Genomic DNA, 22476 nt, shown 5'->3' on the forward strand with positions numbered 1-22476 from the left:
TCAGGTAGAACAGACACTCTGTCCCGGTAGAGATTCAGTGGGTGGATTACAAAACCCACGTCGACCGTCTCGAGGAGACGAACCGAACGAACCGGTTCGACTGCTCTCATGAAACTCCAGACGATCCACGACGGACGGATCCTCGCGACGGTCGGACGCACGATCTACCTCGAGGGCGGAGACGGGGCGGCGACGATCGGCCGTCTCCCGGCCCCGCCGGGAGGGGGTGTGGGATTCGCACTGAAGACGACGAGGCCGTTTCGATCGCTCGTCACGACTGTTACCGGTCGGTTCCCGGCTGTCAACGTCTGGTCGATCGACGACGACCTCCTGCTCGCGAGCGCCGATCGGTGGCTGTATCGCTCGACCGACGACGGGCAAACCTGGGAGGTCGTCCGAACGTTGCCGGCGTCGTCGGCGCCGATGGGAATCCTGCCGAGCGCCGTCTGTGTGAGCGACGGAACGATCTACCTCGGCGAGTACCCGCTCGACGGCGAGACGACGCCCAGGATTCTGTCCTCCCAGGACGGTCGAACGTGGTCGACGGCCGCAGCGCTCGCGGACGTCCGCCACGTCCACGCGGTACAGGAAGATCCCTACACGGGCGAGGTGTGGGTGACGACCGGTGACGCGGACCCCGAGTGTCGAATCGGCCGCCTTCGCGACGGCCGCCTCGAGCCCGTCGGCAGCGGTGATCAAACCTGGCGAGCGGTCGAACTCGCGTTTACGCCGTCGGCCGTCCTCTGGGGCGTCGATAGCGTCTACAGCGAACGAAAGCCGATCCGGAAGCTATCGCGTGACCGTTTCGACGCCGACGATCCACGACCGGAGACGGTCCACGAACTCTCGAGTTCGGTCTACTACGCGGAGACGCTCCGTGTCGGCGACGAGCTGTGGGCCCTGTTCTCGACGTCGATGGAGGCGGGAACGGACAGTACGGGGCCGAAGTCCCAGTCGGTCCACTCGGATCGCGCCGCCGTGGTCGCCGCCTCCTCGGCGTCCGAGTTCACCGACTGGCACGAACTCGTCGCCTACCGAAAACGAACGACGCCGGCCGACCACGTGAATCCGGGCCACGTCGTTCCGATTGCCAACGCATACGTCTTCCTCGCGCGCGACCCGGCTCGAGGCGTGTTCGTAAACCCCTACAACACCGATCGAGACGACGGACGAGTACGCGTGATCTCGAACCGGATGCTCACCGGGTTGTCCGCGGAACGCGAGGGACCCCTCGAGCGAAAAGACGCCCAGAAACCGGCGTGAGGGACCCACTCGAGCGGACGTCACTGAACGATTCTCGGACCGACCGTTCCTCTCGAGATTTGGACCGACGCGACTGCGTTAGGCGTCCGGATTCACGCGGTAGGTGGTGACCTCGCCGTTGGCGTGGACGCGGTCGAGGTCGCGACGGTCGTCCAGTGAGTCGAAGTCGTATTCGGAGTAGAGCAGTCCCTGATACGATATCAACTCGCGTTCCTGATCGAGCTGTGAGACGACCAGATACTGTTCGATACCGTAGTACTCGCCTGGTCCCTGTTCGAACGTTTCTGGCGAGACGCTCGCGTGTTCGTTCGTCCGCGTCTCGGCGGCGAAGATGGCGTCGGCGAAGCGGTTCGGCGACCCCCTGAACCCGGCTAGTTCGACCTCCTCACCCGCGTTCGCGAACGACGTCTCGTAGCCGTGCATCTGCGCCTGGGAGACGTGGTGGGTCTGGCCGTACGTGTACGGAGACGCGTAGACGGCAGCCAGCGAGGAGATCAACAGGATCGCGAAGATTCCGACGGCGACCGTCCGAATCGTGGGCGGCGAGATCCGAGCGGAGAGCGAACGAACCGTCGTGTGGAACGCAATCGACGCGAGGATCACGGCGAACACCATCATCAACCCGAACACCCGGAAGTACATCTCGCTCGTGACGCTCACGAAGTAGACGACGAACAGGGCGGAGAGCCCCGCCAGCCCGGTCGCCAGATAGACGGTCGTCGCCGGGACGTCCGGAAACCGGGCCGGTCGGCCGACGAGGAAGACGGTCGCGATTAGCGCCGTCGCCAGTACCGTCACGACCAGGTGGGCGAAGAAGAGTTTGAGAAAGACCTCCGTCAGACTGCCGCCGATCGAGAGAACTGAGCCACCCTGTGCGACGATCGACGCACCCGCCTGGCCGGAGCCCGTGAGGATGTACTCGAGTGCGGACGTGATCGCTCGACCGGCGAACCCGGAGAAGAAGCCGTGGTTCGCCGACCAGAGCAGGAAGGCACCGAGCACGAACAGCGTCAGTCCGTAGAGGCGCTGATGTCCGGCGACCCGCCGGGCGATTGCCGTCCGCGAAACCAGCGGGAGCCGCGGAAAGAGAAACTGAATAGCACAGATGCCGACCATGACGACGAGCATGTGTGCGACGTACTGTGGGTGGTAGACGACCGCGGCGATCGCAACGACTGCAACGAGCATCGGGAGTCCCGCCGACCGACGCTCGTCCGCGGTCACGTACTTCAGGAGAACGAAGACGAACAGGGCGAACAGCAAGATCGTCTGTGTCATCGCGTGTGGGTGCATGAACGTCGAAATCGTCGTCACCGGCAAGAGCAAGAACGCACCGAACGTCGCGATCGCCACCGCCAGCGAGTCGGGAACGATCGTTCCGACGCTCAACGGGACGAAGGCGGCGAACGCGATCGTCGAGAACACTCCGACCAGCAACAGCGCCCTGGTGATCGGAATACCGACGACCGCGTTGATGAACACCGAGACGGTGTGAATGCCGGGATAGAGGAGGTCGAACGGCGAGATCGAACCCTCGGCGATTCCTCGCGCCCAGCCGAGATGCGTCAACGCGTCGTGGTGTCCGTAGAAGTGATACCCCCGGACGATCGGTAACCCCGCGAAGACGGCCATCACCAGCCCGCCGAGGACGAGCGCGATCGAACGCGTTCTCGAGCCGTCGGTCGCGGGGGCGAACGCGACGGCGAGCGAGACGAGCATCGCCGCTGCCAGCCCGAACCAGACCGCGGTGGGCGTACTCGCGTAGATCGACAGTTCGTATCCGGCCGCCGGTGACGTGTGCGCGAGGAACGCACCGACCGTAACGGCCAGAAAGCCACCCGTGAGGATCAGTTTGTGAACCGGTTCGTCGGAACCCGCAGCGTGTGAAGACATTCGAGGCTATCCGTCCCTTGTCCGATCCCCGCCCTTGTTATACACCAGTTGCCGACAGGAAGCATCCTAATACCAATCGACTGAGTTAGCCCGAGAGAACTCGAGTCGGGTGTTTTTCCCACCGGGTGGGCGATAGTAGCCACTGACCGTCACTGTACACCCGATCGACAGACTGATCGGTGATGGGTGTGTGAATCGGTTCAGTTGTTACTATCCAACTGGCGTGGATCGAGTTGTGACCGAACCGAAGGCCGATTAGGCGTCGTCGACGATCTCCGTCCAGAAGTAGCCGTACCGGTAGGCGTTGTCGGTAGTCGGGTTCGACGGGGCGTCGTCTTCGTACAGCAACACGGCGATTCTGACGTCGCCGCCAGTTGCCTCGGTCGTGATCTCACGGTCGCCGTAGGCAGTTTCGCCGTCGCTTACCTGAGCTTCGATCCGATCGTGTTCGTGGCGGTCGATGACCCCGTCGTCTGACACCCACTGTTCTTGCACCACCACCGTGTACTCCATCTCCTCACCCTCTCGGTTTTCGATGCCGACCACGAACGAGAGTTCCTCGCCGGAATCGACTTCCGAGGGTGGATCGGCGACGAGTTCGCCGTCGTCGTCCTCTGTGAGTATCTCGAGGCTCGTGTAGCGCTCACCGTCCTGGGGAGCGACGAGCGCGTAGCCGACCGTCGTCAGGGCGACCAGCATGGCGACGACGAGTGCGACGTTGACGGCGGTGTGAACCGGTGATTTCGTCTCGAAAACGGCCGCGTGAAGTGCGCTCGCCCGCCGCATCAGATTCAGTCGATACCGCTGCTCGGTCGGAACACGCAGTCGCCTGATCGCGCCGATACAGGCCACAGAAAGCGCGTATACGCAGACCACGCCCACGGCGACGGATGTCGAGTACTCCCAGGAGGCCGCTGCGATCACCAGTCCGAGCAACGGGAGTATCGCGAGGCTCAGCCCGAACGCGAGTGCGACGCGTTCTCCGTCGGTTACGCTCCGTCGATCGATCAACGGGCGTGAGTTCGTCTCGCGTCTGCCGTCCGCCGCCGTACGCGGGAACAGCGCGGCGACAGTCGCGTACCCCGGCACGAAAAGCAAAAGCGGGAATCCGACCACGATCCGCAGAACCGCGGAGCCGGTGTCGACGATCGCGAGGAGGAGGGCCGCGACGACGACGAATCCGGCGACGCCGATCAGGTCCATCGGGAGACGCGCGGCGAGCTGTTTACTATCCTGTCTGACGGCGGTGGACGACTGGTACTGTTGTGTCGAGCGGTCTTTCATCTATCCGGTCAGTATCGGTTGCTCGAGCGATCCGGGCATAGTTACTCGTCGCATAACCCAGCTGACCGGTTCGAACTCGAGACAATGAGCCCACCATCGGCCGTGCGTCCGATCAACACCGGCCGTTCGTTCGACGAGACGCCGATTCGGACGAATCGGAAGCCGGTTCGGGACGCCCGTGATGACCCTGGGTGTGTGACGTCGGGGCCGGCTCGAGCTCGCGACGGTCGGGCCCGTGATCCGTCGGTCGAGCCGGTAGAAACTGGACGCTTACAAAGTGGTCGTGGAGCGATCAACCGGGTATGAGACGTCGAGCGACCGATATCTTCGACTGCCGGGACGACCGAAGCTGGAACACCGCCGCGAGGAAACCATGAGCGTCGACGTTCGACGTGCGACCGACGACGACGTAGAGGAGTGGAACGAGTACGTCCGACGGTCGCCACAGGGGACGATGTGTCACGAACTCGAGTCGCTGCGAGTACAGGCCGACCACGCGGGGGCGACGTTGCACCCGTTGATCGGGTTCAAGGGACAAGAGCCGGTTGGCGTCTTTCCGGTCTTCGAGATCAGAAAGCGGTTCGTGACGACGGTGTTTTCGCCGCCGCCACACCTCCGCGTCCCGTATCTCGGTCCGGCGTTACTCGAGTGTGCGTCGCCGAAACGTCGAAAACGCGAACGGCGGCGACAGCGCTTCATGGACGGCTGTTTCGAGTGGATCGACGAACACGTGAATCCGAGCTACGGCCACGTCAGGACGACGACGGGATTCGACGACGTGCGTCCGTTCACGTGGCGGGGGTACGACGCGAACCCCGAATACACGTACGCGGTCGACCTCACGCGGTCGAAAGACGATCTCCTGATGACGTTCAGTAGCGACGCTCGGAGCAACGTTCGAAACACCGACGACGACGCCTACACGGTCGAGGTCGGCGACACCGAGGAGATCCGGCTCATCTACGACCAGGTCAGACGCCGGTACGAGTCACAGGGTATCAGTTTCGGCGTTCCACTCGAGTTCGTCACGGACCTCGCCGAGCGCGCAGAGAACGGCCACGTCCGCCCGTACACGCTGCGGGTCGACGGCGAGTTCGTCGGCGGCATTCTGGCACTCGAGTACGGCCCGCGGACGGGACGGTGGATGGGCGGCGTCAGAACCGACGCCGACGTGGACGTCCCGACGAACGACCTGCTCGACTGGGCGATCATGGAAGACGGGATCGACTCCGGACTCGAGCGATACGACCTCGTCGGCGCAGACACTCGCCGGATCAACCGGTACAAGTCCAAGTTCAACCCCGGCCTCGAGACGTACTACAGCCTCGAGTACGGCTCCTGGGGAATGCGGACGGCGGCGTCGGTGTACGACAGCGTCAAGTGAGATCCGGTCAGCGCTCGTGGGGTGGAACTGCGTCGAGGTACGGCTTTACCTCCTCGAGTCTGTCCGTCGGTTCGATCAGATTCCGTTCCTCGTCGCCCGGCTGGCTGGGTGAACCGTCCCGAAAACCGTGGCCGATACGGCGGTATGGACGGATTTATCGGCGTTTCGACGTTCGTGACGGTGTCTCGAGCGTGACAGCCATCGAATCCGAATAGATAGCGGCTAGTCGTGACGCTGGCTGAGTCGAGCGTAACTAACCGGGCCGGTCGGCGATAACCGCGACCATAACCAAGGGACGAGGCCGCGGAGTCGTCGACGATGGACGACGGATCTTCCCTCCGAACGCTGCTCGTCGGGATCGACGCGGCCTGCGACCGGGTGCTCGCCCCGCTGTTCGAGGACGACGAGGTACCGACGCTCGAATCGATCTATCGCGACGGGACGAGTGGCTCGCTCGAGTCCCAGATACCGCCGTGGACGGCCTCGGCGTGGCCCTCGCTGTACACTGGGATGAACCCCGGAAAACACGGCGTCTTCGGCTTTCTCGAGTTCGACGGCTACGAGTGGGACGTCGTCAACGCGACCGACGTCCGCGAGCGGACGGTCTGGGAACACCTCGACCGGCACGACTTCTCGAGTGTCGTCGTCAACGTTCCGGTCACTCACCCGCCACGGGCGTTCGACGGGGCGGTGATCCCCGGCTACACCGCTCCGGAGAATCCGGACTGTCACCCCGAGGGCCTGCTCGCGGACGTCCGGGACGCGGTCGGCGAGTACCGCGTCTATCCCGACGAGAACGCCGAGGACCTCGGCGACGCCTACAGCGATTGCGTACGCATGCGTGGGGAGGCCTTTCGGTACCTCGCAGACCGGTTCGATCCGGATTTCGGCTTCCTCGAGTTCCAGGCGACCGACTCGATCTTCCACGAGGCGCCGGACGACGAGGCGGCGATCCGGGCGATCTACCGCGAACTCGACAGACAGCTCGGCGCGACCCTCGAGGCAACCGATCCTGCGAACGTCGTCGTCGTCAGCGACCACGGGATGGGTCCGTACGACGGCGTGGAGTTCCGCGTCAACGAGTTCCTCCGCGAGGAGGGCCACGTCGAAACCAGACGCGGCGGCGAGGGGATGCCAACGTGGGCGACGGTCCGGGACGACAGCCTCAAACGCGGTGCGGACGCCGACGAGTACGAACCGGGACTCGCGAAACGCGCGATGGCGTCCGCCGCCGGGCTCGGTCTCACGAGCCAGCGGATCGGGACCGTCCTCGGATGGGTGGGACTCGCCGACGCGGTCGCGGCCCGCGCGCCGACGAGCCTCGTCAACGCCGGGGCGGATCAGGTCGACTTCCCGGCGTCGTCGGCGTACGTCCGATCCCGGATCGAACTCGGCGTCCGGATCAACCTCGAGGGTCGGGATCCGGAGGGTGTCGTTCCGCCCGAGGAGTACGAAGCCGTCCGAATGCAACTCATCGACGCGCTCAGGTCGGTCACGACGGCCGACGGCGAGCCGATATTCGAGGAGGTTCGCCCGCGCGAGGAGTACTTTCACGGACCGGAGAGCGAACGCGCCGTCGACGTCGTGACGGTCCCTGCCGACTTCGATCACTTCCTGTCGGCGACGCTTCACGGCGAGCAGTTCGGTCCGCCGTCGGAGCCCTGGAACCACAAGCTTCAGGGGACGGTCGCCGCCCGTGGTGCGGATATCGATCACGCGGGCGGCCTCGGCGACGCTCACATCTTCGACGTCGCACCGACCGTCCTCGCGACGTTCGACGTCCCGGCCGACGAGCGAATGGACGGATCGGCGCTCCCGTGTGTCGACTCCCCCGGCGTCGACTCCTATCCACGATTCGAGCGCGACGCCTCGGTCGAAACGGCGAACGAAGGCGTCGAGCGCCGACTCGCGGATCTCGGCTACCTCGAGTGACCGTCACAATCGGACGACAGTCACGGACCGGTGACCGTCCGATCGTCACGGACCAGTAACGGTCCATCCGCCCGTCACGGACTGGTGACCGTCCGACCGTTGCACACCCGGGTGTGAGACCGAAACACAAATTTAGATCCGCCCGTCAGTACCGGACGACCAATGGAATCGTCGAGCGATCGGTGGTCGTCCGACGGGGTGACGGTCGGGTGACCGACGTCACCGTCGACGACGCGGTCGACGCCTACCTCCAGCGGAAGGCCGTCGCCGACCCCGACGGTCCGGGAGCCGGTGCGTACGCGGTCAACGCCGAGTCGATCCTCCGACGGTTCGCCGACTGGCTCGCACGGGACCACGACGTCGACTCGATCGTCGCACTCGAGACGGCCCACCTGCGGTCGTACGCTCGATCGCTCGAGGAACGCACGGATCGCGGCGATTTCACGGCCTCGAGTGCACGAACCTACTTCGCCGTCGTCCGGGCGTTTCTCTCGTGGTGTGTCGGTGGCGCCATCATTCCGGAGAACCCGGCGGCAACGGAGTCGGCCGCGTCGGCGTTACCCTCCGACGACTCGGACGTCGCCGACGGCCGAGGTGACGACGGCCAGTCAGTCGATCACCGTCGCCGTCTCGAGCGGTTCGTTCGCGCTCGGGCGCTCGAGGCGACGGCGGACGCGTTCGATGTCGAGGAACGATTGACGCGACTGCGCGAGTACGCGCTCGTCGCCGTACTCGCTCACTCGGGTGCCCGCGGGGCGGAACTGTTTCGCGTCCCCGAGGACGACCGGCGGACCGGCGCGACCTGGGAGGATGTCGACTTCTACACCGGGACTATCCGGGTTCTCGGGCGAACACAGCGGGCAGAGGAGGTCACGATGCTCGCACAGGCCCGAACGCCACTTCGACGTTACCGGGTCGTTCTCGATCCGCCGACGAACGACTGGCCGCTGTTTCCGACTCGCCACGCGCCGTCGATCGCCCGCCACGTTCGCGAGCAACTCGACGAACGCGGGTACGACGCCGAGGAGATCGACGCGCTGTTTGCCGACCGCACAGCGATCGAACTCGCACGTGAGCGAGCGATTGCGCCGCCAGCGATCACGACCGAGGGGGCCCGGTCGGTGCTGAAGCGTCTCTGTGCCGACGCAGGGGTCGACGCCGATGGCGTCCCCCTCACGCCGCGGCGCGTTCGAAGCGACCTCGATGACGATCGCTCTCGCAGGGAGGCGACCGGGTCGAAGCCAGCGTTACGTACTCCCACCGCAGACCGGACGATCGCCGTTCCGGCCGATTGGCGGCCAGTCGTCGATGTCGAATCCGTTCTCGAGGACGAAGCCAGCGAGTAACAGTTCGTTAGTTCTTCAGTTTGTCAGTACGATAGTTCGTTTCGGTCCAACCCGCACACCGGGATCCGTTCGGCTGTGAAAACGATTGAGCGGTCAGGTGACGAGCACCCAGAGGACTGCCGTCAAAACGATCGTCAACAGCAAGACGGTGGTTCCGATGCTCGTGCGCAGGTGGATCGTCGACGGCCGGCCGCCGTCGGCGGGCTGGCGCTTCTCGACCTCGAGTCCCGGCACGCGTCGAGCGGCTTCGTCGACCGCAAGCGCCGGGTTGTTTCCGAGCCAGTAACAGCGTTTGACGAATCCGACGACGGCGGCGTCGACGGCGGCGTAGAGGTCGGTGACACCGAGCATCGTGTAGCGTCCGGTGTAGTAGGTCGCCGGGTTGACGATCAACGCGGGATCGGAGTAATCGAGCTTCGAGAGCGGTTTACGGATGAGTTTGAAGCCGACGGCGGAGACGGCGATCAGGATCGCCGCATCGGTGAGGTGACCCGCGCTGTAGGGGTTGAGTGCGGTATCCAGTTGCGTCACCGTAACTCCGTCCACTAACGGCAACAGATCGGTGAACACCGGCCAGCCGACGACGGGAAGGCCGAGAATTACACAGGCGCCGCCGACGGAGAACATCGCGACCGTCTGGCCGGTTTTCGCATCCTTCACCGTCCGCTCGGCGGGTCCGTGGAGGAAGACGTAGTAGCCGAGTTTGATGAACGAGAGGAAGGTGCCGATTGCACCGATGAACAACAGCCAGTACAGCGCCTGGTACTCCGGTGCGCCGTAGTAGCCCGGATCGGCCGCGTCGAGCACCATCCCCTTGCTGATGAAGCCGCTGAAGCCGGGAACGGCGGTAATCGAGAGTGCGCCGATGGCGAACGCGATCGCGGTGATCGGCATCTCGCGCCAGAGTCCGCCGAGCTTGTAGAGATCGTTCTCACCGGTGCGGTAGATGACGACCCCGACGGCCATGAACAACAGGCTCTTGTACAGCACGTTGTTGAACAGGTGCCCCATCGCGCCGGCGACGCCGATCGCCGTGCCGATCCCGATCCCGGCGACCATGTACCCCAACTGGGCCTGGATGTGATAGGACAGCAGCGCGCGCATGTCGTGTTGGAGCAACGCGAAGACGACGCCGTAGACGGCCATCGCGCCGCCCATGTACGCCAGGAGCAGGTGACCGTCCGGAATCGCCCGGAAGAGTACGTACGCGCTCGTCTTCGTCGTGAACGCGGCGAGGAACACCGACGCCGCGAAGTGCGGTCGCGGGTAGGTGTCGGGCAGCCACGTGTGGAAGCCGACGAAGGCGACGTTGACGCCGATTCCCAGCACGGCGAGCAACAGCGGGAGGCCGTCGGCCATCCCGACCGTCTCGCCAGCGGCGTCGACCATCGCGAACGAGCCCGTGATGGCGTACTGGGCGATCACCGCGAACAGCACCAGACTCCCGCCGATGCCGTGGGCGATCGCATAGCGGTAGCCCGCACGAACCGCGTCACCACCGTGGTGCCAGACGAGCAGCGTACTCGTGATGGCCATGATCTCCCACATGAACACGAGGACGAGCCAGTCGCCGGCGAACGCCGCGCCGAGCGCCGACGCGACGTACGCCAGCGCGAACGCGGCCATCACCCGTGGTGCGTCGCTCGAGTAGGCGTAGATCACGCCGAACGCGCCGAGGAACCCGAGGCCGCCGCCGACCATCCGGGTGAACTCGTCGATGTAGAACGGCTGAATGTCGGCGAAGCCGAGAAACGTCGTCGTCAGGTGTGCACCCTCCGGCGCGAAGAAGGCGACGGCGACGGTGGCCGCGAGGCTGAGCGCGGCGACGGCAAAGCCGAGCGCCCGCGGGAGGACGAGGACGAGCAACGCCGCCGCGAAGACGAGAAGCGGCGGGTAGGCCATCGTCAGCAGGTCGGATTCGATCATTCGCGGCTCACCTCCATCGCCTCAGCCAGCGAAAGACTCCCGAGCTCGTCGAAGCTTTCGACCCCGAAGACGCCCTCGACGATGTAGGTGGCCAACTCGAGGAAGACGGCGTAGTCGGGAACGATTCCGAGCGTGATCGCGCCGGCCGCGATGATGCTGATTGGGGCGATCATGAGCCAGGTGCTCTCGGTGAACGGCGAGTGTCGTTTCCAGCCGCCGGCCGGCGGCCCGCCGTGGTGGTGGTCGCCGTGGTCGTGGTGTTCGTCGGGGTGACCCTCGTGGGGTTCGCCGCTTGCACCGTGACCGCCCGGCACGTCGGCGTCGCTCGGATACCGGTCGACGGCGTGTTCGTACTCGTCATCGTCGTCTTCTGGCTCGTCGTGAGTATCGGAGTCATCTTCGTCCGACTCGAGGGGCGTCCCCGCACCCTTCGCCTCGGTATCGCCCTCGGCGTCGTCGACGGGACGGGGCTGGCCGCTGGGTGCGTGTTCGTCGTCATCGTCACCGTCGCTGGCACTCTCGTCGTTACTGGCATCATCATCATCGTCGGTAGGGGTCCCGCCGTCCGTTGCGACCGCGTCGTCCGCGACGTACGACTCGCGTTTACCGCCCGGCGGGAACTCGAGCAGCGGCTTGGCGTCGTGGCGGTCCTCGCTCTCGAAAAAGGCCGTGTAGACGACAGGCCAGAGGTAGGCGATGTTCAAGACACCGGAGACGATCAGCGCGGTCGAAAAGATCCAGTAGCCGCCGCCGACGGTGCCGGAGCCGATCAGCATGTAGAACTTGCTGACGAAGCCGGCGATCAGCGGCATGCCGGCCATCCCCGCCGCGCCGATTGCGAACGCGGACATCGTCAGCGGCATCCGCTTGCCGATACCGGCCATCTCGCTGACGTAGTCGGTGTGGGTCTCGACGTGAACCGCGCCCGCACAGAAGAACAGCGTGAGCTTCCCGAACGCGTGGGCGGGGATGTGAAACAGCGCCCCGAGGATCGCGAAGGGATGGAGCATCGACAGCCCCAGCACGATGTAGGACAGCTGTGCGGTCGTCGAGAACGCGAGCCGCCGCTTGAGGTGGTCCTTCCGGAGTGCGATGATACTCGCCGCCGTCAGCGTAAAGGCGGCGAGGATGGCGACCGGGACGTTCAGCCCGACCTCCCCCACGCCGGGCACCGACAGCGGGAGGTCGTGGACCAACCCCGGCCCGAAGACGTCTAAGATGACTCGAGCCACCCCGAACGCGCCGGATTTGACAACGGCCACGGCGTGAAGGAGCCCGGAGACGGGCGTCGGCGCGACCATCGCGTCGGCGAGCCAGGAGTGAAGCGGCATTACGGCGGCCTTGACGCCGAAGCCGGCGATCAGGAGGAAGAAGGCGGCCTGTGCGAAGACGGGTTCGGCCGCCGCGGCGTCCGCGAGCAGTTCGATACCGCCGGTCTCGAACGCCAGGGTACCCTCACCGGCGGGATCGGCACTGGTGGTGAGCCAGTAGGTCAGGACGGTCCCGGCGAGCAAGAAGACGCCGCCGCCGAAGAACGTGTACGCGAGGTACTTTCGGCCGGCGATGCGGGCCTCGTCGTCCTCGTTGTGAGCGACTAACGGGTAGGTGACCAACGACAGGAGTTCGTAGAAGAGGAAGATCGTCACCAGGTTGCCGGCGAAGGCGATTCCTAACGCCGTCGAGAGGCTGGCAGCGAACGACGCGAAGAATCGGGTCTGGGCTTGTTCGTCCAGCCCGCGCATGTAGCCCGCGGCGTAAAACGAGGTAAAGATCCAGAGGAAACTCGCGAGCAGGGCAAAGAGCATCCCGAGCGGGTCGGCACGCAGGACGAAGTCGATGCCGGCGAGGAACTCCACGCCGAGCGAGTTCGCGAGACTCCACTCGTAGACGGTGCCGTCCATCACGCCGGGCAGCATGCTGACGACGATGCCGAACTTCACGAGCGCCGCGAGGACCGACCACCCCTCACGGACGTTCGGGTACCGATACGACGCGACGATCAGGAACACCGCGAGAGCCGAGACGAGAACCGCGGCCAGCGGCAGGATTGATTCTTCAGCCATCAGTTAAACACCTCCGTGACGAACGGACCGAGCAGGTCCGCGAACGTCCCACCGGCGAAGCCGAGGACAACCGCGAGCACTGCCGTACTCACCAGCAACGCGAGCATACCGAACGAGACCGAGTCGGGCGATCCACGGGAACTCGAGCCGACGAGTATTCCGCCGTCCGCGGCGATCGATTCGGCTCCGGCGTCGGCGGTGTTGTGGCCGTCCGTTCGTTCACCGCCGTCGGTCGCGACGGCTCCCGGGCCGTGTGGCGACTCGAGGGCCGACGCCGGCGTGAAGTACATCTTCTCGAGCAGTCGGGCGGCGTAGGCGAGCGTGAGCATGGTGCTCAGGAAGACGACGGCGGCGACGGGCCACATCTCCGCTTGAACGGAGCCGACGGCGATGTACCACTTGCCGATGAAGCCGACCGACGGCGGGATACCGATCAGCGCGATCAGGAGGACGGCCGTCGCGGCGGCGGGGATCGGCCGTCGATCCGCGAGGCCGGCGTACTCGTCGACGGTTCGTGCGCCGTAGCCGAGTGCGATCACGCCCGCGGCGACGAAGAGTCCGGCTTTCATCAACCCGTGACCGATCAGGTGGACGATCGCGCCGAGCAACGCCGTCTCGGTGACGAGCCCGTAGGCGGCGACGACGAGCCCGAACTGCGAGACCGACGAGTACGCGAACATGCGTTTGACGTCGGTCTGAATCACGGCGAGCGTACTCCCCGCGAGGACGCTGATCGAGCCGACCGCGACGACGATTTCGGTGAGATACGGCGTGGCGACGAGGAAGTCGACGCCGAAGACGGTGAACATCACGCGTCCGAGCGCGTACGCAGAGACCGTCGAGACCAGCGCCGCGATCACCGGCGTCACGCCGTCCGGGGCGTGCTGGTAGGCGTCGGGCTGCCAGGTGTGAAGCGGCCACTGGGCCACTTTGAGCGCGAAGCCGACGAAGATGAACGCAAACGCCGCATGAAGCAGCGTCAGGTCGCCCCCGCCGGCCTCGGCGATCTGCGGAATCGCCTCGCCGAGGACCTGCATGTTCAACGCGCCGGTGGCCATAAAGAGGAAGCCGACGCCGATCAGGTACAGCGAGGCGCCGACGGTTCCCAAGATGAGGTACTTCAGGGCCGCGACGGCGGATTCGGGGCCGTCGCCGCTCGAGATCATGGCGTACGTCGCCAGCCCAACGATCTCGAGGAAGACGAACATGTTGAAGACGTCGCCGGTCATCGAGAGCCCGAGCAGGCCGCCGACGAGCAGGAGGTAGCCTGCGTAGAACGTGTTCCCGCGCGGGCCGCCGATGCGGGTGTACGCGAGGACGGCCGCGGCGGTGACGGTGACGAGTACGGCGATCAGCGTCGAGAACTCGTCGGCGACGAGTTCGATGCCGATCCCCTGCGGTTCGCCCCAGCCGCCCAGCACGTGGACGACCTGGCCGTCCGCGTAGACGGCGCTCGCGAGGGCGATCGTCGCGGCGGCCAGCCCGACCGTCGTCACGGCGGCGACCGACCAGCCGGTTCGGTCGTATCGCAGCCCGAGGACGATCGGGACGGCCGCGAGCAGGATCGGAATCGCGACCAGCAAGGCCGGTAACAGTTCGACGCTACTCATCGGCACGCACCTCCCGGAGGGTGTCCTCGCGGAGCGTTCCGTACTCCGCGTGGATGCGGACGATGAGCGCGAGGCCGACGGCGGTCAGGGCGATGCCGACGACGATGGCGGTCAGCACGATCACGTGCGGAAGCGGACTGGCCATCGCCAACTCGCCGGGAGCCGGATCGTCCGGCACGATCGGAGCCTTCCCATCCTGGACGTAGGCCACCGAGACGAAGAACAGAAAGATCGCCGTCTGGAACAGGTTGACGCCGATCAGCTTCTTCACGAGGTTCTCGTTGGCGATCATCATGTACATGCCGATCCCGAGTAGGACGAACATCAACGCGTAGGCGTAGCGACTCGCGAGAATCTCAATCATCCTGGCTCACCTCCTCTATGCCCTCCTCGCGACGGGTGGGCGTAAAGCCCGCCGCCGTCGCGAAAAAGAGGGTGATGACGACGCCAGCGACGATCAGCGCGACGCCGCCGACCTCGATCGCCTCCATTCCCCAGTAATGGGCGATGCCGAACGTCTCGACGAACGCGTCGTACTCGAGGAAGTTTCCCCCGAGTGCGATCGTCGCCAGACCGGTCGCGATGAAGATCGCGACGCCGCCGGTGACGAGGCCGACGACGACCGAGTTTTTGAGCCACCGCCGGGTCGGTTCGATGCCGAACGCGAACGCGAGCATGAGGACGGTGACGCCGATGATCGCACCCCCCTGGAAGCTCCCGCCGGGCGTATCGGCGCCGTGAAGGCTCAGGAACGCTCCGTACGTGAGCGTAAACGGTGCGATGATCTTGACAGTGGTCATGATCACCTGACTCTCCGTGTACGTATCGCCGTGGGTATCACTACGGGACATCACGTGAACACCTCCCGTTTCAGCACGAGGAGAACGGCGACACCGGCAGCGAAGACGACGACCGCCTCGCCGAAGGTGTCGAAGCCACGGTAGGAGGCAAGCACCGCGGACACCGCGTTCTGTGCGCCCGTGTCGGCGAACGTGTTCTGGACGTAGTAGACCGACGGCGTCTCCGCTAACACCCCGCCGCCCCATATCGGTGCGTCGGGATCGCCGACGGCGTACATGTCGGGCAACAAGGTGAACAACACGAGGACGAACGCACCGACGACGACGACCGCGGGCAGGTGAACCCGCTCGAAGAGCCGGTCGGTCGACGGGCGAGTCGTACGCGCGATCGTCAACAACAGCAGGATCGTCGTCACGCCCGCGCCGATCGCCGCCTCGGTCATCGCGACGTCCGGCGCGAGCAGGTACGTATAGAGGATCGCCATCCCCAGGCTGTACGCGCCGAAAACGACGATCGCCGAGAGGACGTCTCGGAACAGGGCGGTCGCGACTGCCGCCAGCAGGATGAAGACGACGAGCGTGTAGGCGACGGCGCTCACGCCGACCCACCTCCGCCCGTCGATCCGTCCTCTCCGTCGGTGTTCGGGCTCGAGTCGGCTGGGCCGTCGTCGGCCCGCTCACCGCCGTCGGTCGCAGTCGGCTCGCTCGTCACGGGTGTGATTCCCGATTCGGCCGCGGAGCGGGCGATCGCGTGGGCCGCGGTCGGGTTCGTGATGAACACGAAGAACAACAGCAAGACGGTGTACACCGTCGCGTGTTGCCAGCCCAGCGCGAGCGCGACGGCCGCGAGCGCGAGTCCGGCGCCGAGCGTGTCCGCCTGGGATGCGGTGTGTGCCCGCGCGTAGATGTCGGGCAGACGGAGGACGCCGACGGCCGAGACGAACGTAAAGAACAGTCCGGCGACGACGAGGATCACGATCGCGGCGAAGCGAAGCTGTTCGCCCATCGGAATCGCGTCGATCACAGCACGCCACCTCGTTCGACCGTGAACTTCGAGATGGCGACAGCCATCAGGAAGTTGAGCAACGCGTAGATCAACGCGATGTCGAGAAACCACGGCTCGTCGAGTCCCGCCGCGAGCAACGCCAGGATGACGACCGTGTTCGTCCCGAGGACGTTCACCGCGAGCAGCCGATCCTGGGTCGTCGGTCCGGCGACCGCACGGTAGAACATCATGATCGCGAGGAGGACGAACAGCGCCGCCGCGAGGAGGAATATCTCCTCGATCGACGTCGGTATCACACCTCGTCACCTCCGACGATCTCCGCGTCGCCGCGTTCACGCGGCGTCGGAATTCTGGCCGCCGCGCGGCCGTTGAAGACGAACCTGACCGCGCGCTCGAGTGATCCGTCGAAGAGGTCCTCGCGGGCTGGTGGGATCAGCGTGTGGACGATCAGTCGCTGATCGTTCGCCCGGACGACGAGCGTCCCCGGCGTAAGCGTGATACTGTTCGCGAGCGCGAGAAGCGGGAGCCCGCTTCTGACGCGGGCGTCGACGCGGGTCACCACCGGTTCGATCGGCATCGACGGCCGGAGGATGACATAAGAGATGGCGATGTTCGCCCTGACGATCTCCCAGATGAGGTAAGGGACGTAGATCGCGAATCGAAGCGTCCGAAGCGGCGATTCGACCCGGTGGAGCGGAAAGGAAAACGTCACGTTCGCGAGCGAGAACGAGACGATCCCCGCCACCGCGACGCCGGTGACGAGATCGAACCAGTAGGTCGGATCGCCCAATACGAGATAGAAGCCAAAGGAGATCCAGAACAGCGCGAAGTACCGGTCGAACCGTTCGGTCCCCGTCCCGACCAGCCGCTCGTGGCGAGCCGGACGCTCGACCGGTGCCTCGTCGTAGGGGAGACCAACGGCGTCGAGTTCGCGCTCGAGTGGCTGGAGGATCGACGACGTCACGCCCGGTTTGTACTCCGGATCGAGAACGATCCGTTCGACGTCGTGTTCGTCGGCGTACGACCCGAAGACGTCGGCGTAGTCCCGCGGGCCGAACAGATACTCGTCGGTTCCGAGGACCTCGGTTTCGAGCGTTACGTCCGCGTTTCCGGCATCCTCCGCGGCCCAGCGTGTAGCCTTCGAGAGCAGCTGTTTCGCCTCCGAGATCTGTTGTTCGCCCTCGGGGACCTCCGCGTCGTACGGTAACGCAACGACGAGGTGGACCTCGAGTTCGTCTGCGTCCTCGAGTCCGGACTGGACGGCGTAGCCGACCGTCTGCCGAACGGTTGGTGTCTCCGACAGCGGTACGAGGAGTCGGTTATCCACCACGGTACGTCCCTCCGGGTGGTCGTCGTCGATTACTCATGGCTCTGATTGTTAGTCGACTCAAGCGGTAGCCGTAGGAAAACGGTTTCGTTATCCGACAGCGTTCGCCTTTCGGAGATCTACTCCGAACCAACCCTCGTATCATTCACTTCTATCGGAGATTTCGTTGACGAACGTCAAGAAATAGGGTGTCGATACGGCGTCCGACGGGGTATAGACCCACGACCCATCGGGCGTGGACCACGATACGAGGCCGCGAGACACGATCGAATCGTGTGACAGAGCGTCACAGGACGGGCGGAACTGCAGTGAACCCCAAATCCCTTAGCCGTGCCACACATACCCCCGGTCAATGGCCAAGTGCGACGTGTGTGGGAAAGACGAAAGCATGCCCTACAACTGTCGGCACTGCGGCGGAACCTACTGTGCCGACCACAGGCTGCCGGAGAATCACTCTTGTAGCGGCCTCCAGGACTGGAACGATCCGAACGGCGTCTTCGACAGCGGATTCGACGATAGCGTGCAAAACGGGGGGTCCTCGGGCCGGTCGGGAATCAGCGGGAAACTCCCGATCGACACCGGTCCCGGCGGGCCGTTAAGTTACTTCCGCGGGAACATGACCTACACGTTCCTCGCACTGATGTGGCTCACGTTCGTCGCCCAGCAGTTGGTTGGGGTGATCTTCGGAGCCGGCGTCCACCGGATGGTGTTCGTGTTGACGCCACAGAATCCGGAGTTCGTCTGGACCTGGGTCACCTCCGTCTTCGCCCACGGCAGCCTGATGCACATCGTCTTCAACAGCATCGTGATATTCTTCTTCGGCCCGCTCGTGGAGCGCTACGTCGGTTCGAAGAAGTTCGCGATCCTGTTCGTCGTCAGCGGCGCACTCGCCGGCCTCAGTCAGGTTGCTATCACTGGATTCCAGGGTGGGATCGCCGGCGTCCTCGGTGCAAGCGGTGCCGCACTCGCGATTATGGGCGTTATCACGGTGTTGAATCCGAGTCTCAAGGTCTACCTCTACTTCATCCTCCCCGTCCCGATCTGGCTGTTGACTGCCGGTACGGCGGTCATCAGCGTCATCTTCATCGGAACGGGTGGCGGCGGTAACGTCGCCCACATGGCCCACCTCGTCGGTCTCGTCGTCGGCCTCGGCTACGGCGAGTACGTCAAACGAACGCAGAACGTTCGCGCGCCGAGCCAGTTCCAACTCGGCGGCGGCGGTCCCGGTGGACCCGGCGGTCCTGGCGGTCCCGGCGGTCCCGGCGGACGCCGACGGTTCTGATACGGTCTGCTGTGGGTCGGAACCGACGATCGGACTCGAGGCCACTTATCAACCCGGACACTGATTTTCGTCCCCTCCCTACGACCGCTAACCGATGGTCACGTCTCACGATCCACGCCCCGATCTCGCCCCACAGGCCGACCTCTCCCGCGAGGAGATGGAATCGCTCCAGCGGGAGATCGCCGAGGCCGCGATATTCGAAGACTCACTCGAGGTCGATCTGGAGGCACTCTCGAGCCCGCTCGAGGCGGCCGCGGCGGGTGCGGAGACGCCGATCGTCGCCGGCGTCGACCAGTCGTTTCTCCTCGATTCCGAGCCCGAACGCGCCCTGAGCGCGGTCGTCGCCATGCGCGGCGGCGAGGTGATCGAGCGCGTCCACGCCGTAACGTCCCTCGAGATCCCCTACGTACCGGGTCTGCTCGCGTTCCGGGAGGGCGGGCCGATCCTCGCAGCGCTCGAGGAACTCTCCGTCGACCCCGACTGCTACCTGTTCGACGGGAGCGGGCGCATCCACTTCCGTCAGGCTGGGATCGCGACCCACGTCGGCGTCGTCCTCGACGCACCGAGCGTCGGCGTCGCGAAGAGCTTGCTGTGTGGAACGCCTCGCGGGGACCTCGAGAACCGCCAGCCCGGCGTACGCGTCCCGATCGAAGCGAACGAGCGAGTCGACGCTCTCGAGGGGACGGTGCTCGGCTACGCGGTCCAGACGAGACAGTACGACTCGCCGAATCGGTCGATCAACCCGCTGTACGTCAGCCCTGGCCACCGGGTCAGCGCCGAGACGGCCGCAGACGTCGCTTTCGACCTCGCGACGTCGTACAAACTCCCGGAGCCGATTCGGCTGGCCGACGCCTACGCTGACGAGGCCAAACGCGAACGTGGACGGACGTGAGATCGACGATCACAACCCGAATGGATAACACGGGCGCGAGCAACGGCTCGTACGGTCTACTGTCGAGATGGGGTTCTTTCGTCGGTTCCACGGAACTGACGGAGAGCCAACCTCTCACCCATCGTCGAGTTGCTCGACGAGCTCTTGCGTTCGGAGTGCGTCGAGTTCCGTCCAGTAGAGTGCGCCCTCGTACTCGACGAGCCACTCCCCGGTGTACTCGTCCTCGTAGATCGGCTCCTCCTCGAGCAATCGCTCGCCAACGGAGACGAACGCTTCGTCGTCTCGGTCGACGACCGCACGGCCATCCTCGATGGCTTCCTCGACGAGTTCCCGTTCGTCGTCGGTCAGCGAGTCGAGTACGACGGTTCGTCGACGAAGCTGTGTGCCGTACTCGGCCACCGACGACGCTTGCTCCTCGAGTTCGTACCGATACGTGTGGACAGCGGTCTCCGTCTCGCGGCTCTCGACCTCGACCGATTCTCCGTCGACCTCGATCACCTGGTAGTCGGAATCGGGGACGAGCGCCGACGCCTCGAGGTCGACGTCTCGATCGTACTCGAAGACGGCACCCGTCTCCGGGTCGTCACCGCCCTGGTGGGCATCGACGCGCTCTGGCAACGCCTCAAGCGCCGACCGATCCACGGCGGGGAGATCCTCGAACGCGATTTCTGGATCGCCGACGTCTTCGGAACCGACCGTCGCGGTGACGACGTATCCCGTCTCCGTCCGCTCGTCGACGACCGCCAAGGAGGCCTCGAAGACGGCCCCGCGAAACTCGAGCGGACGATCAGGACGAAACGGTGGCCGTTCGCCGTCGACCGTCGCCTCCCCGTCGGTGTGGGCAGCTTCGAGCAACGCAGTCGTCTCCGAATCGCGATCCGACTCGATCGAGAGCGTGGCCTCGGCTCCGATCTCCTCGTCGGTTTCGACGGGCGTCATCGTCAACGCACCACCGGGTTCGACACATCCCGCGAGAACGGCACCGAGGCCGATCGCACTCGAGGCGAGAAACGCCCGTCTGGAAGATAGTTGTGTGGAGGGCATCGTTCGTTTGTCAGACCTGTCGGTCAAATGAATTACGGTAGTGACCCGAGGATAGTGGTCTTCGACATCCGACGTCGCGTATCTCGCCGCCGTTCGCGCTTTTAACACCGCTCAACTCGTAGGCACGCCTATGACTGCAACGCGGACGGACGATCGAGGGCGCGACCGGGCGTTTCGGTTCGAGTACGATCCCGCGACGATCAGGTTCGGCTCCGGCTGCGTCGACGACCTCGAGGACGAACTCGAGCGCCAGAGTCTCGAACGCGCGCTGGTCGTCTGTGGCTCGACGGTCGGTACCACGCCGGACGTCATCGATCCCGTCAGGAGCGGGCTCGGCGATCGGCTGGCTGGCGTCTTCGACGAGACGACCCCCGAAAAGCGCCTCGAGACGGCGGTCGACGGCCTCGAGCGAGCCGAGCGTGAGGACGTCGACGTCCTCGTGAGTCTCGGCGGCGGAAGTAGTCTCGACGTCGCGAAGGTGGTGAGCACGCTCGCGGCGCTCGATCGGCCGCGGGAGGCGGTAGCCGGAGCGTTCGCCGAGACGGGGACGATTCCGGTTCCCGACGAGGGACTGCTCCCGATCGTGGCCGTCCCGACGACGCTTGCGGGTGCAGACCTCTCACAAGTCGCTGGCGTGACGGCCGCGCCCGACTCCGGCCTCGTCGACGAGGAGGTCAGCGGCGGCATCTCCGGCCCGGCACTGATGCCCGCCGCGGCCGTCTGCGATCCGGAACTCGTCGCGACGACGCCCGAACCGATCCTCGCGGGCTCGGCGATGAACGGCTTCGACAAGGGTCTCGAGACGTTGTACGCGAGCAACGCCACGCCCGTAACCGACGCGACCGCATCCCGCGGTTTGCGCTCGCTGGTCGACGGCCTCCGCGCGTTCGGCGAGGGTGAGCGCGATTTGTCGACGTTCGAGACGATCGTCGAAGGGACCGTCCTCGTCCAGTACGGCATCTCGAGACCCGGCGAGACGACGATCTCGATCGTCCACGCGTTCGGCCACGGCCTGACGCGGACGTACGACGTCCAGCAGGGAGCTGCCCACGCCGTCGTCGTTCCCCACGTCCTCGAGTACCTCCTCGAGGCGGAGGGCGTCGACGTTCGGCCGACCGTCCTGGCGGACGCGCTCGGCGTCGACGACCCGGCTGATCCGGACGACGCGATCCTCGAGGCCGTCGAGGACGTTCGCGACGCGCTGGCGCTCCCCGACCGACTCCGCGATGTCGACGGCCCCAACCCCGACGAGTTCCCCGCTGTCGCCGAGAGTATTCTCGCCGATTCGTTCATGGCCAACGCACCGCCGGGACTCGACCCCTCGCGGGAGGAGATCGAGGGTATTCTCGAGGACGCCTGGTAGCGCGGCAGGTCGATGCCGCCGACCGCGTCCCCGACCACGAGTCTTATCACCCGCCGCCGGT

The 22476-nt window shown here is 65.3% G+C and carries 19 protein-coding genes; 7 read left to right on the plus strand and 12 right to left on the minus strand.

Features of this window, described 5'->3' with window-relative positions; genetic code table 11:
• Positions 1–108 precede the first annotated feature (108 nt).
• Entirely contained in the window at positions 109–1263 is a 1155-nt protein-coding gene (locus tag FYC77_RS02600; protein WP_149079951.1) for a beta propeller repeat protein, read from the plus strand.
• A 78-nt stretch (positions 1264–1341) separates the two neighbouring features.
• On the opposite strand, the gene FYC77_RS02605 is transcribed toward FYC77_RS02600, so the two are convergent.
• Positions 1342–3156: an MFS transporter gene (locus FYC77_RS02605; protein ID WP_149079952.1), complete on the minus strand. Its 1815-nt coding sequence runs from the start codon at positions 3154–3156 to the stop codon at positions 1342–1344.
• Positions 3157–3411: 255 nt separating this feature from the next.
• Positions 3412–4440, minus strand: coding sequence for a DUF1616 domain-containing protein (locus FYC77_RS02610; RefSeq protein ID WP_149079953.1), 1029 nt, complete (start codon positions 4438–4440; stop codon positions 3412–3414).
• 373 nt (positions 4441–4813) lie between these two features.
• Between FYC77_RS02610 and FYC77_RS02615 the strand changes: the two genes are divergently transcribed.
• From FYC77_RS02615 to FYC77_RS02625, 3 genes are all read left to right on the plus strand, one after another.
• Positions 4814–5824, plus strand: a complete 1011-nt coding sequence (locus tag FYC77_RS02615) for a lipid II:glycine glycyltransferase FemX (protein WP_149079954.1) — start codon at positions 4814–4816, stop codon at positions 5822–5824.
• Positions 5825–6142: 318 nt separating this feature from the next.
• Positions 6143–7756 (plus strand): alkaline phosphatase family protein, encoded by a 1614-nt coding sequence (locus FYC77_RS02620; protein WP_149079955.1) that lies wholly within the window; start codon positions 6143–6145, stop codon positions 7754–7756.
• Between the two features lie 182 nt (positions 7757–7938).
• A complete protein-coding gene (locus tag FYC77_RS02625) occupies positions 7939–9102 on the plus strand; it encodes a tyrosine-type recombinase/integrase (RefSeq protein ID WP_202911760.1) in 1164 nt (387 codons plus the stop codon).
• A gap of 93 nt (positions 9103–9195) precedes the next feature.
• Here FYC77_RS02625 and FYC77_RS02630 read toward each other — a convergent pair whose 3' ends face one another.
• Genes FYC77_RS02630 through FYC77_RS02670 form a run of 9 tightly spaced genes read right to left on the minus strand, consistent with a single transcriptional unit; the run spans position 9196 to position 17837 of the window.
• Entirely contained in the window at positions 9196–11028 is a 1833-nt protein-coding gene (locus FYC77_RS02630) for a Na(+)/H(+) antiporter subunit D (protein ID WP_149079956.1), read from the minus strand.
• On the minus strand, positions 11025–13091 hold the full coding sequence (locus FYC77_RS02635; protein ID WP_149079957.1) for a proton-conducting transporter transmembrane domain-containing protein: 2067 nt from the start codon (positions 13089–13091) through the stop codon (positions 11025–11027). Before FYC77_RS02635 ends, FYC77_RS02630 begins: the two co-directional genes overlap by 4 nt.
• The gene (locus FYC77_RS02640) at positions 13091–14701 is read right to left on the minus strand and encodes a proton-conducting transporter transmembrane domain-containing protein (protein ID WP_149079958.1); all 1611 of its coding nucleotides are present in this window, start codon (positions 14699–14701) and stop codon (positions 13091–13093) included. Before FYC77_RS02640 ends, FYC77_RS02635 begins: the two co-directional genes overlap by 1 nt.
• Positions 14694–15065, minus strand: coding sequence for a cation:proton antiporter subunit C (locus tag FYC77_RS02645; RefSeq protein WP_149079959.1), 372 nt, complete (start codon positions 15063–15065; stop codon positions 14694–14696). The genes FYC77_RS02640 and FYC77_RS02645 overlap by 8 nt, the downstream gene beginning before the upstream one ends.
• Positions 15058–15552, minus strand: a complete 495-nt coding sequence (locus tag FYC77_RS02650) for an MnhB domain-containing protein (RefSeq protein ID WP_149079960.1) — start codon at positions 15550–15552, stop codon at positions 15058–15060. Before FYC77_RS02650 ends, FYC77_RS02645 begins: the two co-directional genes overlap by 8 nt.
• Entirely contained in the window at positions 15552–16100 is a 549-nt protein-coding gene (locus tag FYC77_RS02655) for a DUF4040 domain-containing protein (RefSeq protein ID WP_149079961.1), read from the minus strand. Before FYC77_RS02655 ends, FYC77_RS02650 begins: the two co-directional genes overlap by 1 nt.
• Entirely contained in the window at positions 16097–16507 is a 411-nt protein-coding gene (gene mnhG, locus FYC77_RS02660; protein WP_149080114.1) for a monovalent cation/H(+) antiporter subunit G, read from the minus strand. The genes FYC77_RS02655 and mnhG overlap by 4 nt, the downstream gene beginning before the upstream one ends.
• A gap of 14 nt (positions 16508–16521) precedes the next feature.
• Complete coding sequence (locus FYC77_RS02665; RefSeq protein ID WP_149079962.1) at positions 16522–16803, minus strand: cation:proton antiporter; 282 nt, start codon at positions 16801–16803, stop codon at positions 16522–16524.
• Entirely contained in the window at positions 16800–17837 is a 1038-nt protein-coding gene (locus tag FYC77_RS02670) for a monovalent cation/H+ antiporter subunit E (RefSeq protein WP_149079963.1), read from the minus strand. The genes FYC77_RS02665 and FYC77_RS02670 overlap by 4 nt, the downstream gene beginning before the upstream one ends.
• 349 nt (positions 17838–18186) lie before the next feature.
• Here FYC77_RS02670 and FYC77_RS02675 point away from each other — a divergent pair, with 349 nt between their 5' ends.
• Positions 18187–19116, plus strand: a complete 930-nt coding sequence (locus FYC77_RS02675) for a rhomboid family intramembrane serine protease (RefSeq protein ID WP_149079964.1) — start codon at positions 18187–18189, stop codon at positions 19114–19116.
• A 94-nt stretch (positions 19117–19210) separates the two neighbouring features.
• A complete protein-coding gene (locus FYC77_RS02680; RefSeq protein WP_149079965.1) occupies positions 19211–20008 on the plus strand; it encodes an endonuclease V in 798 nt (265 codons plus the stop codon).
• 114 nt (positions 20009–20122) lie between these two features.
• On the opposite strand, the gene FYC77_RS02685 is transcribed toward FYC77_RS02680, so the two are convergent.
• Positions 20123–21052, minus strand: coding sequence for a hypothetical protein (locus FYC77_RS02685; protein ID WP_149079966.1), 930 nt, complete (start codon positions 21050–21052; stop codon positions 20123–20125).
• 130 nt (positions 21053–21182) lie between these two features.
• Here FYC77_RS02685 and FYC77_RS02690 point away from each other — a divergent pair, with 130 nt between their 5' ends.
• Positions 21183–22415 carry an iron-containing alcohol dehydrogenase family protein gene (locus FYC77_RS02690; protein ID WP_149079967.1) on the plus strand — a complete coding sequence of 411 codons (1233 nt, stop codon included), beginning with the start codon at positions 21183–21185 and terminating at the stop codon, positions 22413–22415.
• The last annotated feature ends 61 nt before the right edge of the window (positions 22416–22476 follow it).

Origin of the sequence: Natrialba swarupiae, from assembly GCF_008245225.1 — an archaeon.
GTDB classification, from domain to species: domain Archaea; phylum Halobacteriota; class Halobacteria; order Halobacteriales; family Natrialbaceae; genus Natrarchaeobius; species Natrarchaeobius swarupiae.

Bases quoted from the DNA above. Each gene is read 5' to 3' on its own strand.
- FYC77_RS02600 (WP_149079951.1), top strand. From the start codon at position 109: ATGAAACTCCAGACGATCCACGACGGACGGATCCTCGCGACGGTCGGA.
- FYC77_RS02605 (WP_149079952.1), bottom strand. From the start codon at position 3,156: ATGTCTTCACACGCTGCGGGTTCCGACGAACCGGTTCACAAACTGATC.
- FYC77_RS02610 (WP_149079953.1), bottom strand. From the start codon at position 4,440: ATGAAAGACCGCTCGACACAACAGTACCAGTCGTCCACCGCCGTCAGA.
- FYC77_RS02615 (WP_149079954.1), top strand. From the start codon at position 4,814: ATGAGCGTCGACGTTCGACGTGCGACCGACGACGACGTAGAGGAGTGG.
- FYC77_RS02620 (WP_149079955.1), top strand. From the start codon at position 6,143: ATGGACGACGGATCTTCCCTCCGAACGCTGCTCGTCGGGATCGACGCG.
- FYC77_RS02630 (WP_149079956.1), bottom strand. From the start codon at position 11,028: ATGATCGAATCCGACCTGCTGACGATGGCCTACCCGCCGCTTCTCGTC.
- FYC77_RS02635 (WP_149079957.1), bottom strand. From the start codon at position 13,091: ATGGCTGAAGAATCAATCCTGCCGCTGGCCGCGGTTCTCGTCTCGGCT.
- FYC77_RS02640 (WP_149079958.1), bottom strand. From the start codon at position 14,701: ATGAGTAGCGTCGAACTGTTACCGGCCTTGCTGGTCGCGATTCCGATC.
- FYC77_RS02645 (WP_149079959.1), bottom strand. From the start codon at position 15,065: ATGATTGAGATTCTCGCGAGTCGCTACGCCTACGCGTTGATGTTCGTC.
- FYC77_RS02650 (WP_149079960.1), bottom strand. From the start codon at position 15,552: ATGTCCCGTAGTGATACCCACGGCGATACGTACACGGAGAGTCAGGTG.
- mnhG (WP_149080114.1), bottom strand. From the start codon at position 16,507: ATGGGCGAACAGCTTCGCTTCGCCGCGATCGTGATCCTCGTCGTCGCC.
- FYC77_RS02675 (WP_149079964.1), top strand. From the start codon at position 18,187: ATGGCCAAGTGCGACGTGTGTGGGAAAGACGAAAGCATGCCCTACAAC.
- FYC77_RS02680 (WP_149079965.1), top strand. From the start codon at position 19,211: ATGGTCACGTCTCACGATCCACGCCCCGATCTCGCCCCACAGGCCGAC.
- FYC77_RS02685 (WP_149079966.1), bottom strand. From the start codon at position 21,052: ATGCCCTCCACACAACTATCTTCCAGACGGGCGTTTCTCGCCTCGAGT.
- FYC77_RS02690 (WP_149079967.1), top strand. From the start codon at position 21,183: ATGACTGCAACGCGGACGGACGATCGAGGGCGCGACCGGGCGTTTCGG.